Below are 11,561 nucleotides of genomic sequence, written 5' to 3'. Positions count from 1 at the left end.
GGCGGGGGAGAATGCCGAAAATTTCCTCACAGGCTTCAATGGCATCCTGCAAATCGACGGCTATACTGGCTACAATCGGCTGACCAAACCCTCGCGCAAGGGCGGCGTGCCCATTCGGGTGGCGCATTGCTGGGCGCATGCGCGGCGTAAGCTCAAGGAAGTATTTGACCGCGACGGATCAGAGATCGCGGCCGAAGGTCTGCGTCGCATCGCCGAGTTCTACGCCGTCGAGGCCGACATCCGTGGCATCTCGCCCGGTCAGCGTCTCTCTGCCCGACAATCCCGAGCTGCGCCATTGGTGGCGGCCTTCGGTGACTGGCTGCAGGCACAACGCCGCAAGATCTCCGCCAAATCCCGGCTGGGCGAAAAGCTGACCTACATCCATAACCATTGGGACGGGTTGCAAACATTCCTGACCGACGGCCGCGTCGAGATCGACTCCAACAGGGTTGAAAACCTGATCCGCCCCATCGCCCTCAATCGTAAAAACGCACTCTTCGCGGGCCATGACGAAGGCGGAATCGCCTGGGGCCGCATCGCCTCCCTGATCGAAACCTGCAAGATCAATGGCATCGAGCCCTTCGCCTACTTGAAGGCAACCCTGACCGCGATCGCCAATGGCCATCCTCAAAGCCGCATCGACGATCTGCTGCCATGGAACTTCAGGCCGTCAAGCTGAGTTGAACGTGCTGCCCAGCGACCGCTTACGTACCAATTATCAAGAGGCGCCGAATATCTATCTGCCCAGCCTTTGAGACCCGCCCCAGGCGCTCCTTACCGCCAGAAGAATATTGGCGCGGAACAAGGCCAAGCCATGCAGAAAAATCACGGCCAGATCGGAAAACCGTAATGTCCGGCGCAAATGCTTTTACAGCAAGAGCCGCCATTGGTCCGACTCCCGTTACCCGACAGCACGTGCTTGCATGCGCGAGAGGGGGCAGCGTCTGCAAACGGCGGGCTGTCTCGCTGCTCGCGGCGACAGGTGCCAGTAACTTTGTTTTGGTTTCGATCCGTGCTGTTTGCTCGGAAATCTGCAATAGGAGATCCTGACACTCCGCGACGACCAGCGCGGGAAGCTCGGCATCCGCACTGTCGATTTGGGCTTGAATTCGCTTTGTTTTGCTGACGCCGACAGGAAAGACTGCCCCGTATTCGTAGAGCGGACCGCGCAGTGCAGTCATCAACTCCGTCCGTCGACGCACCAGACGCTCACGGGCTCGGAAGGAAGATTGCGGCGCACGCTTGCTGCTCTTCGCTCTTGGGCGAAACAAAACGCATCTCAGGTTGCCGTGCTGCAACAACGATCGCTTCCGCATCGGTTTTGTCGTTCTTCTGACGTTTAACAAAAGGCTTCACATACTACGGTGCAATCAAACGCACCTCATGGCCTAGCATATGAATCTCACGAGCCCAGTAGCTCAAACTTCCGCAAGATTCAAAAGTAACCGAGCTCGGCGGCTGACGCGACATGAAATCGCGAAACGGATCTCGCGTCAGCCTCTTGCGGAAAATCAGCTCACCAGATCCAGTTGCGCCGTGGCGCTGGAAAATGCGTTTTGCCAGATCCACCCCAATAATAGTATCCTCCATAGACCTTCCTCCCTCGCGCGCTTTGATAAAAAACCTGATCATGCCACTCAAACGCCTCACAGAAGGAGGGCCTGGACGGCAACCAACCCATCGATTCAACCCGGCATAATGGCAGCACCAGCAAGCGCCTGATAGGTCAAGGCGGCGAGGTGCCGATTTTGGTTCCCCGTGACCGGGACGGCCGTTACGAGCCCGAACTGATCAGGAAGGGCCAGACCAGGATCGACGGCATGGATGACAAGATCATCGGGCTCTACGCCGCCCGTCTGACGGTCCGAGACATCCGTTTCCACCTAGAGGATGTCCATGGCTTTCAGGTCTCGCCCGACCTGATCAGCCGCGTCACAGACGCCGTGCTGGACGAGGTCCGAGAGTGGCGGTCCCGGGCGCTGGACCGAAAGTATCCCATCGTTATTTTCGTCGCGTTTCGGGTAAAAATTCGCGATGCCGACAGCCGTATGGTCAGGAACAAGGCGGTCTATGTGGCCCTGGGCGTCTCACGGGACGGTGTCTGCGAGGTCCATGGCCTGAGGATTGCCGAGAACGAAGGGGCCAAATTTTGGCTGTCGTTGATGAACGAACTGAAGAACCGGGGTCTCCAAGACATCCTGATTGCGGTCGTAGACGGTCTCCAAGGATTCCCGGAGGCGATCACAGCGGCCTTTCCGCAGGCAACGGTGCAAACCTGCATTGTGTATCTTGTCCGACATTCGCTGAACTTCTGCGCCTGGGAGGACCGCAAGGTCGTGGCCGCCGAGCATAAATAAGAACACAGTCCAACGGAAATTCCAGATCAAAGGTTGGCAGGTTCTAAAGCGCCCGGTCGGCTTGCGCCCAACGATTGAGGGCATGCCGTCGGCGGTCGAAACTCCAAATGAACGCCCCTCTCGGTGATACAAGCTTCGCCTGCCGGGCTACAGGTCTACTGATCTGTGCCGCGTCTGGTCGGGACCACCTTGACCCTGGCGATCGACTGCCACACCCGCGAAATTCCGGGATTGCGGCTGTCGCGCTCTGGTAAAGCCACGATAAGAGCCAGCGTGCTCGAGCACGCGTTGATCAGCAGGTTCGGCACTTTGGGGAAGTTAGACAAGTAGTTCCTGCTTCGCAACGATATCGGTTGCTTTTTACCAGCCGGAAATACATAGCACTGGTTCGCAGCTACAGTCTGAAGCAGGAATTTATTACGCCTCACCGCCCCCAAAAACACGGTATGGTTGAGCACGTGATCCGAAGTTAAAGGTGCAATGTGTTCAACGACAACGCTTCTACAGCATCCAACACGCAGCCCGCGCAATCGGGAACTGGATAAGCTTCAACATCAACCGACGCCCACATCAGGCGCTGGACATAAAAACTCCAGATGAGACATATGCATTAGCGGCTTAACCTGAGCAAATTCCGCTGGGTCGATACACGCCGACCACCGCCTGAATGCATGATACCGATAGACCAAAGACGCACGATACACCAACATTTGAACTCGATCATCGGGTGGAGACACTCCTCTAGGCTGCAACACAAGTTACGAAGGCCTCCGCGAAAAGCCATAACGCCAATCTCAATGGTCGGTGAACAGCCGCACCTTTATATGCTGAGCCCATATTTCTGCCGTTAGTGCATCATTTGATCATGTACAATAGATGCCAGCTCAGTCAGCGAAAAAGGCTTTGCAAGAAAAACCGAATTAGGGATACGTGCCTGTTTTTCTGAAAGAAAATCCTCAGCATATCCTGATACAAAAACTACTCGCACATTTGGCCTATCGCGCAATGCTTCAGTTACCCATGCAGGACCATCCAAACCCGGCATTACCACGTCAGTCACAAACACATCCACTTCAAGAGACTCATCCTCCAGTGTTTTGAGTGCAGCCTCAGCATTTTCGGCCTCGAGAACTGTATAGCCGCGAAGCCGCAATGCACGCGAAGCAAATGCTCTTACCGGTGCCTCATCTTCAACAAGCAAAATCACGCCTTCTACGGACTTGTTTAAAACAGAGGCATCCAACTTGGGCAGCGCCGGCTTGGGAGCCACGGAACCTGCATGTACGGGAAAGCACAGAGTAAATGTAGAGCCTTGATCAAGTGTGCTGTCGACAAAAACAAATCCGCCAGATTGTTTCACGATTCCATAAACCGTCGAAAGGCCGAGGCCAGTGCCTTTCCCAACGCCTTTGGAGGTAACAAACGGCTCGAAGATCCGCTCAAGTTGATCCGGCGCGATGCCGCAGCCTTCGTCAATTACGCGAATGATTGAATAGCCCCCTGCAGGCATTGTGACACGCCCACGTTGTGTGTCTTTCTCGAGTGTAATTGTTTCAGTCTCGAGTCGTATGACGCCACAGTCCTCCATCGCATCGCGCGCGTTGACAACCAGGTTCATTACGACCTGTTCTAACTGCCGTTTATCCGCCCGTATCATTCCCAGATCTGGCGAGGACGACAGAACCAACTTGACCCTTTCGCCCACCAATCTATTCAGCAGATGCGTCATGTCAGAAAGCACGTCCTGCAAATCAATTAACTCTGGTTTCAAAGTTTGCTTGCGCGAAAACGCCAGCAATTGCCCAACCAGACTTGCGGCACGGTTTACGTTTTGGTGAATTTGTACAAGGTCGGCATACTCTGGGTCGGCCTGCGTATGGCGTAGCAACAATAAATCGCAATGCCCAGAAATTGCCGTCAAGAGGTTGTTGAAATCGTGAGCAATCCCACCCGCCAACTGGCCGATCGCTTGCATTTTTTGGCTTTGCACAAACTGAGCTTCTAGAGTTTTGAGTGCCGTCGCATCTTGCAAGATTGCAAGTACCCCAGACCGCCCGCTATCGATGATACGCTTCAGGGAAACTTGAACAAATACATCGCTCCCTCCCTCGCGGTGCAGCCTCATTACCTCTGTTGCGGTACTAACTCTTTCGGCAAGCACATCATCCATCCAGTCCGAAACAGACCTACCCAAACCTTCAAACAGATCATGTATTGGACGCATTTCGTCCTTGCCAAGAACTGTCAGGCTTCGTGCGGCAGCATTCACTGCGTGCATCGTGCCGTCAGCGCGAAACTTGATCATGGGGATTGGTAAATTTTCAAAATCTGCAACGGTCTCATTTCCATCGGGCCGCTCATCAATGGGCAGCAAATAGATTTCCCGGCGCTCACCAATTCCGTCAATTTCCGCAAGGATTGCGCGCACTGGGCCATCAGCGCCAGCAACCGTAACTTCTTCACCAGATCGTAAAATCGGAGAGTTGAAGACCCGATCAATCCGCTTGGGTCGAGAACCGATCAAGCGACGCATAGCCTCATTCGTGAACAGCACGACGCCTGTCTTATTCACAATCATCATCGGAAGACTGAGCATTTCTGCGCCGCGTCCAGAGTGTGACCGGTCGACGAATTCCTCAAGCCGCCACAAGTAACGACCTGTGGCAAAAGCATGTACTGAAAGGCGCGTGTGCCCATGTCGCGTAACGACGTCTTCTCTTGCGGCACCGGAATTTTTTGCACGGTTCTGCAATCGAAACAATACTGATGCCGGGCTTGCAAAGTGGTCATTGAGCTTAGCGATCAATGTGTCGCCATTGGCCGAGCTGAACCGGGTCTGCGCCGCGCTATTCATGAATAAGACATGGCCAAAATCATCCGTGGTGAAACACGGTGTCGTATCTTTTCCAACAAGCGCCTGCAAATCACGTGCGCGCCGCCGGTCTGCGCGGTTCGCCCAGAAAACAAGGCCACGAATTAGCAATACGAGTGCCGAAAAGCTGACACCGGCAACCGTGGCGACCTGCTGCATTTTGGTGTCGGGCGCAAAGAGACTGACCACCAAACAGCCAAATGCTGCGGCCAAAAGCAACCAGGCCTTAGGACCAAGATCTTTTGCTGTGCTTGTCAGACTGTGTTGTAAATTCTCGGCTTGCGCCACAATCAGCTCCAACCATTGTTTGTGTGTTCGACCATAGAACGGATTCTATTAATTTGGTCTTAACTGAAGCACTCAATCATAGGTTGTTGCAAGAAACTAGCTCAGCCTTTTCAGGGTCGCGAAATAGAAACCGTCCCCCCCCTCAAGCGGCGTAAAGACGCCTTGGCGGATCAATGTCCAATCCGTGTTTTGGGCAAAAAAGGCGTTAATCCGATCTTCATTTTCTACCTGCAATAATGAGCAAGTCGCATAACAAAGGAAGCCGCTTTTTGATACCAATGCACTGGCTTTGGCCAAAACATCTGATTGAATACTGCACAATTCCGTCAGGCGTTCTTGCGTCAACGCCCATTTTGACTCAGGCGCACGTCGCCAGCTGCCCGAGCCAGAGCAAGGCGCATCGGCGAAAACCAGATCGAATGCGGCTGCCTTGCGCAAGGCAGCGGTTGCGACCAGATCAATGGACACGCCCGCTCGTTTTGCCCGGACTGGCAGGTCTTTCATGCGCTCGGGCGCAATATCATGGGCAAAATAGCGTGCATTACATTGCCCTGCCATCGCAAGTGACTTGCCACCGCCGCCAGCGCAGTAATCCAACACCCGCGCCCCCGCGCCAAGCGGAAGCATTTCAACAACCGCCTGCGATGCCGCATCTTGCAACTCGACAAGACCGGATTGAAAAGCCGCAGAATTCTGCACCTTGCGCGGGTTTTCTGTCACTTCTAGCGCTGTTTTGGCCAGACCACTTGGACGAGTGGCAATGCCCTCGGCTGCCAGTGACTGCACTGCAGATTCCAGCGTTGCTTTTCGCAGGTTTACTCGCAAGAAAACAGGCGCACGCGATTGAAGGCAATGCATTATTGGTGCGAAATCTACACCAAGCGACCGTTGCAATTCGGGTGCGAGCCAATCGGGACAATCAAGCGCGGCAAAGTCGGAAGGCGCTCGCCCAGCGGCTTGCTCTTCTGCGGATAGCGGAGCAGGTGCATAGCCCGCGCCTGAAAAAACGCTTTCAGGCGGCAGACCAGCAGCCCGCAATGCCCCCAGTACCAACCCGCGCCCGGTTTCAGCCCCACCGAGGCTGGCAAACGAGCGTTTGCACCGCAATACGTCAAACACGATATCACGCAATGCATAGCGATCGCCCGAACCGGCAAACCGGTTTGAGCGTGCCCAGTTGGTTAGAACCTTTTCCGCCGCCACCCCCGCCAGAATTTTATCTAGGATTTCAATGGCGGCGGCATAACGGGCGGCAGGTGTCATGGCTTAACCGATCCGGTAATTCGGGCTTTCGCGGGTGATCTGCACGTCGTGCACATGGCTTTCCTTTAGCCCTGCCCCCGTGATTTTCACGAATGTACAGTTCTTGCGCATATCTGCGACTGTCCCGTTGCCGGTATAGCCCATTGCAGCCCGCAAACCGCCGACCAATTGGTGAACAACCGCCGCAGCCGAGCCTTTGTACGGCACCTGCCCCTCAATCCCTTCGGGAACCAGCTTGTCGCTGGCCGCATCTTTCTGGAAATACCGATCTGCCGAGCCGCGCGCCATTGCACCAAGGCTGCCCATACCGCGATACGACTTGAACGAGCGGCCCTGATATAAAATCACCTCACCCGGTGACTCGTCAGTGCCTGCAATGGCGCTGCCGACCATAGCGCAAGAGGCGCCCGCCGCGATTGCCTTGGCAAAATCGCCCGAATATTTGATCCCGCCATCCGCGATAACCGGCACGTTACCCGCAGCCGAAGCCGCATCCATAATCGCCGTCAGCTGTGGTACGCCCACACCCGCAACGATCCGCGTGGTACAAATAGACCCTGGTCCGATTCCGACCTTTACAGCATCCGCACCTGCACCGATCAGCGCACGTGTGGCCTCGGCTGTGGCCACGTTGCCTGCGACCACTTGCACGGCATTCGACAAGGCTTTGATACGCTCAACCGCCCGTGCAACGCCTTCCGAATGGCCATGTGCGGTATCAATCACCACCATATCCACACCGGCATCGATCAACGCTTGCGAACGCTCAAACCCGGCATCGCCCACGGTCGAGGCCGCAGCCACGCGCAAACGACCCAGCTCGTCCTTGCACGCATTCGGGTTCAGCACCGACTGCTCGGTGTCTTTCAACGTCAAAAGGCCGGTCAATTTGCCCTTGCCGTCAGTGATCAGCAACTTTTCAATCCGCCGCGCCTTCATAAGGGAAATCGCGGCCTGCCGATCGGCGGGCTCGTTCAGAACGGCCAGATTATCGCTTGTCATCATTACCTTAACAGGTGTGCGGTCATCAGATGCAAAGCGCATATCGCGGTTGGTTACAATGCCCACCACGCGGCCCGTCGGATCCACCACAGGAAAGCCGGTGACGTTATAGCGGGCTTGCAATGCCTTGGCGTCGGCCAGTGTTTGATCGGGGCTAAGGGTAATCGGGCTGTAAACGATGCCGGATTCAAACCGCTTTACCCGCCGCACCTCTTGCGCTTGTTGTTCTAGCGTCAGGTTACGGTGCACCACGCCGATACCGCCCGCCTGCGCCATGGCAATCGCCATCCGGCCTTCGGTAACGGTGTCCATCGCCGAAGACAGCAGCGGAATATTCATCCGGATGGATTGGGTGACGAAAGTCGATGTATCTGCATCGGATGGCAGCACCGAACTGGCAGCCGGAACGAGCAGAACGTCATCGAATGTAAGGGCCTCGCGAATCTCCATGGGGTACCTCCGTGGGAGCGGTCGTTTGGCGGTTTGCTGTTTCACGCATCGGGGCGGAAAGCAACCCCGAATGCAGGAAATCATCGGCGCAAGGTCGCGGCATGGGGTGTTGCAGTAGGGGTCAGGCCGTGGCCGCGTTGGTTTTGGCGGCCAGACTGCCTTTGGTCCAGGCTTGCAATACCTTCAGCGCAATTGACGGTACAATGACGATGGCCGCAAACAGGCACAAAGCACCCAGCCAAACCAGAGGGCTATCAGCGCCCGTCGCGCCGGCCATAACCAGCAAAAGGCTAGCATAGGCGGCAATCGGAAAGGTAAACGCCCCCCAAAGTGCCGAAAAACCGGCTTGGGTTATCCAGCGCGCGGCCACCAGCATTGCCAACAAAATCACCCCGCCCAGCAACGCAAACCCATTCGCGGCCTGTTGCATCCCAAGCAACTGCGCAACCAATCCAAGCAGACTGGCTGGCGACAGATGGATCGCCAGCAACGGCCGCAAAGGTGCGGGCGGGATGCGTTTGATCAATTGCACAAGGCTAACAGCCCAGATGCCAACCGCGATAAGGCCCGTTGCCCAAAAGATCGCTGTTGCCAAAGCAACATAACCCAAAGGGGCCAATGTAAGCGCCGCGATAATGAACCCGACAAAGTTCAAATGCCAGACGGGCGTAACATGCCGCCCCTCGGCAGGCCCATTGGCCAGAACAATAACCACCAAACCCACCAATGCCGCGTGCAAACCCAAGCCCAAAAAGACCAAAGCCAGCGCCGCATTTGGCGCATAGGGCAATATCGTAGCCGCCAACAAAAACAGACACATTGACATCGCTGCAAGCCCCGCACGGCCCGGTAAAATAGCCAGATCTTCGCGTATCACGGCGGGGCGTTGTGACAGTTTAAACAGATACCCCAGTGCCGCAAATAGCCATAAAAAGCTAATCGCGCCCAATGCAAGCTCGGCAATCGCCACAGGATAGCCGATCACATCAGCTCCACGGCGCAAGGCCAGACCCAAGCCAAACAGCCCCATGATTGCAGGAAAAACAGCGGGCGGCATTCTTTGAAAGGCACGCAGTTTGACTGGCGGGAATTGCGGGGCGGGAAAAATCGGTGCACGTTTCATCGGGTTTCCTTACATCTGTTCGCTCTCTTACCACGGCCGCGCATTCGGCACATCGCGACGCGTTGTCACCTAATCCGCGATCATGGCAGCACAAGGCTTGTCGCGCCCGCAGCAAACACCTCTGCGCCGGTCCCCAGCTTAAAGCGCGCAAGGCTGGCCCCAGTTTCGCTGTTCACATCGCCAAGATCAATCGCCTTTACCCCGCGCGCGCGCAGCATCAGCGCAGCTTGCCAAAGCAGCGGACCGTGCGCAAAGCTGGCGCGGGCAGTTTGGTTCGCCCAGCCCAGAAAATAGGTTGCCCGCCCGTCATGGATCAAGAAGACCATACCTGCGTGCAATTCGCCGCCCTGCTGCCAGCCAATCGCCAGCTTGCCCCCTTGCCAATCCATAGCAATCGTTCCGGGCAGGTTTTTATAGCCGCGGCCAACACGCTGAATGGCCTCATATGCAACAAGTTCTTGCAGCTTGGGGCGCGTCAGGACCACCGGTTTGCAGCCTTCTTCGGCCCGCAGCAAGCGGTTGCGCCATTTGCCGTGCAGGTTTTGCCGCAACTCGGCGGGAAGCATGTCGATGTTCCAAATCGCAGAACATTTCGGTGTGATCAGCGGGACAATCCCAAAACCGACGACGGGATCATGCGGGGTCACAATGCAGGCACCGGCAAATCGCGCCAATTGTCGCAGCACCTGACGTTTTTGCCCCGGCTCTAGCGTTGTCAACCAAACCGGCCCCTGCCCGATCAGGCGCAGCCGTCGCCGTTGCAAAACCTGTGCTGCGGCAACCGCGATGCCCGCGTCACAAATCACCGCGCGCCGTACCGAGGCGCCGAGACCCTGCATCACAGTGCCAAACGCCCAGCTTTGGCGCAAGGCAGGATAGGGCAACCCTGCCATACGGGCCTGCCACTCGGGTTCGCAGTCCTGATCCCACAAAATATCCATGCCACTGTTAAGGCATTAGAAACCTGAAGGATGCATTAAGGGGCAACACCAAACATGGAGAAATCGCATCAAACACATACCCGAACCGCGCTACACCCTATGGGTGCCTGCGCTGATATTCATGCTGCTCGGTACGGCATTCCTTGTGCTTGTCGCTTTGACTTAGCGCTGCCGATACAGCAGTGACAGACCGTTGTGGAACAGATGCACCTTTTTAGGATCGGCTGTCAGGGCAACCCGTTTATGGCGCAGCCCTGCATGAATGCCCGGCAATTTGCCGACAACGGGATCGGCGCCCCCTTGCCGTTTGAAATACAGCAGGGTCACCTCGCCCAATGCTTCGGTAAATTCGACCTCGCCGGTGAAAACCGGATCATGATCTGTTGCAATCAAATCTTCGGGCCGCACGCCGACATTCACTTTCATCCCCAAATCCGCTGCAAGCGTCGGGATGGCAGACCGCGCCATACCGCCGCCGTCCAATTTGACAAGCGTTTCAGCGCCGGTCTCAACCACCTCACCCGCCAGCAAGTTCATTGCAGGCGAGCCGATAAACTGCGCCACAAACTCGTTTTGTGGCCGTTCATACAGATCAAGCGGCGTGCCAACCTGGCTGATCCCGCCCCCTGCAAGCACCACGATGCGACTTGCCAGTGTCATCGCCTCGACCTGATCATGGGTCACATAGATCATGGTGCGGTCGGCCATTTGTTCTTTCAGCTGGGCAATCTCAATCCGTGTGGCGACGCGCAAGGCGGCATCCAGATTGGACAGCGGCTCATCAAACAAATACACTTTGGGGTCGCGCACAATAGAGCGGCCAATCGCCACGCGCTGCCGCTGCCCGCCCGAAAGCGCCTTTGGCAAACGGTCAAGATATGGCGTCAACTGCAGAATATCGGCGGCCTTGTTCACCGCCGCCGCAATTTCGACCTTGGTTTTCTTGGCGATTTTCAGCGCGAATTCCATGTTTTCACGCACAGTCATATGCGGATACAGCGCATAGGATTGAAACACCATCGCAATACCGCGCTGGGCGGGGGGCACGTCATTCACCACTTGGCCGTCAATTTCCAACGTGCCACCGGTAATGCGTTCCAAGCCCGCGATCATCCGCAGCAAGGTAGATTTCCCGCAACCCGAAGGCCCGACAAAGACAATCAGCTCGCCCTGTTTGATATCAAGGTTGATATTGGCCAGAACCTTGACCTCGCCATAAGCTTTTTCAACATTCGTTAGCTTTAGATCCGCCATAATGCTCCCCG

Annotated in this window: 10 protein-coding genes and 1 pseudogene; 2 read left to right on the top strand and 9 right to left on the bottom strand. The window is 56.0% G+C overall.

What is annotated here, in order from left to right; all coding sequences use genetic code 11:
* Window positions 1-679, top strand: a 679-nt coding sequence (tnpC, locus tag AKU79_RS12390) for an IS66 family transposase (protein ID WP_156209708.1), incomplete at its 5' end; no start/stop codon positions are given.
* Window positions 680-704: 25 nt separating this feature from the next.
* Here the strand turns inward: tnpC and AKU79_RS12385 are convergent.
* The 3 genes from AKU79_RS12385 to AKU79_RS12380 are packed head-to-tail and all read right to left on the bottom strand — an operon-like array spanning window position 705 to window position 1,590.
* A complete protein-coding gene (locus AKU79_RS12385; protein WP_197087315.1) occupies window positions 705-1,181 on the bottom strand; it encodes a transposase in 477 nt (158 codons plus the stop codon).
* Window positions 1,182-1,209: 28 nt separating this feature from the next.
* A complete protein-coding gene (locus AKU79_RS19530) occupies window positions 1,210-1,356 on the bottom strand; it encodes a transposase (protein WP_197087313.1) in 147 nt (48 codons plus the stop codon).
* A gap of 3 nt (window positions 1,357-1,359) precedes the next feature.
* Entirely contained in the window at window positions 1,360-1,590 is a 231-nt protein-coding gene (locus AKU79_RS12380; protein ID WP_050523883.1) for an IS110 family transposase, read from the bottom strand.
* Window positions 1,591-1,676: 86 nt separating this feature from the next.
* Between AKU79_RS12380 and AKU79_RS12375 the strand changes: the two are divergent.
* A pseudogene (locus tag AKU79_RS12375) lies at window positions 1,677-2,348 on the top strand (IS256 family transposase); the annotation flags it as partial.
* A gap of 856 nt (window positions 2,349-3,204) precedes the next feature.
* Here the strand turns inward: AKU79_RS12375 and AKU79_RS12370 are convergent.
* From AKU79_RS12370 to AKU79_RS12345, 6 genes are all read right to left on the bottom strand, one after another.
* Window positions 3,205-5,517: a hybrid sensor histidine kinase/response regulator gene (locus AKU79_RS12370; RefSeq protein WP_050523918.1), complete on the bottom strand. Its 2,313-nt coding sequence runs from the start codon at window positions 5,515-5,517 to the stop codon at window positions 3,205-3,207.
* Between the two features lie 96 nt (window positions 5,518-5,613).
* The gene (locus AKU79_RS12365) at window positions 5,614-6,780 is read right to left on the bottom strand and encodes an RsmB/NOP family class I SAM-dependent RNA methyltransferase (RefSeq protein ID WP_050523882.1); all 1,167 of its coding nucleotides are present in this window, start codon (window positions 6,778-6,780) and stop codon (window positions 5,614-5,616) included.
* 3 nt (window positions 6,781-6,783) lie between these two features.
* Window positions 6,784-8,232: an IMP dehydrogenase gene (guaB, locus tag AKU79_RS12360; RefSeq protein WP_050523881.1), complete on the bottom strand. Its 1,449-nt coding sequence runs from the start codon at window positions 8,230-8,232 to the stop codon at window positions 6,784-6,786.
* 121 nt (window positions 8,233-8,353) lie between these two features.
* Window positions 8,354-9,355, bottom strand: a complete 1,002-nt coding sequence (locus AKU79_RS12355) for a TDT family transporter (RefSeq protein ID WP_050523880.1) — start codon at window positions 9,353-9,355, stop codon at window positions 8,354-8,356.
* An 80-nt stretch (window positions 9,356-9,435) separates the two neighbouring features.
* Window positions 9,436-10,296, bottom strand: a complete 861-nt coding sequence (locus AKU79_RS12350) for a hypothetical protein (RefSeq protein WP_050523879.1) — start codon at window positions 10,294-10,296, stop codon at window positions 9,436-9,438.
* A 162-nt stretch (window positions 10,297-10,458) separates the two neighbouring features.
* The gene (locus AKU79_RS12345) at window positions 10,459-11,550 is read right to left on the bottom strand and encodes an ABC transporter ATP-binding protein (protein WP_050523878.1); all 1,092 of its coding nucleotides are present in this window, start codon (window positions 11,548-11,550) and stop codon (window positions 10,459-10,461) included.
* Window positions 11,551-11,561: the final 11 nt, after the last annotated feature.

The organism is Pseudorhodobacter wandonensis, assembly GCF_001202035.1.
Taxonomy (GTDB): Bacteria; Pseudomonadota; Alphaproteobacteria; order Rhodobacterales; family Rhodobacteraceae; genus Pseudorhodobacter; species Pseudorhodobacter wandonensis.
Note: the sequence above shows the minus strand (reverse complement) of the source record. Positions and strands in the feature narration are given on the sequence as shown.

Excerpts from the sequence above, each read along its gene's own strand:
- AKU79_RS12345 (WP_050523878.1), bottom strand. The coding sequence starts at position 11,550 with ATGGCGGATCTAAAGCTAACGAATGTTGAAAAAGCTTATGGCGAGGTC.
- AKU79_RS12380 (WP_050523883.1), bottom strand. The coding sequence starts at position 1,590 with ATGGAGGATACTATTATTGGGGTGGATCTGGCAAAACGCATTTTCCAG.
- AKU79_RS12355 (WP_050523880.1), bottom strand. The coding sequence starts at position 9,355 with ATGAAACGTGCACCGATTTTTCCCGCCCCGCAATTCCCGCCAGTCAAA.
- guaB (WP_050523881.1), bottom strand. The coding sequence starts at position 8,232 with ATGGAGATTCGCGAGGCCCTTACATTCGATGACGTTCTGCTCGTTCCG.
- AKU79_RS12385 (WP_197087315.1), bottom strand. The coding sequence starts at position 1,181 with ATGACTGCACTGCGCGGTCCGCTCTACGAATACGGGGCAGTCTTTCCT.
- AKU79_RS12350 (WP_050523879.1), bottom strand. The coding sequence starts at position 10,296 with ATGGATATTTTGTGGGATCAGGACTGCGAACCCGAGTGGCAGGCCCGT.
- AKU79_RS12365 (WP_050523882.1), bottom strand. The coding sequence starts at position 6,780 with ATGACACCTGCCGCCCGTTATGCCGCCGCCATTGAAATCCTAGATAAA.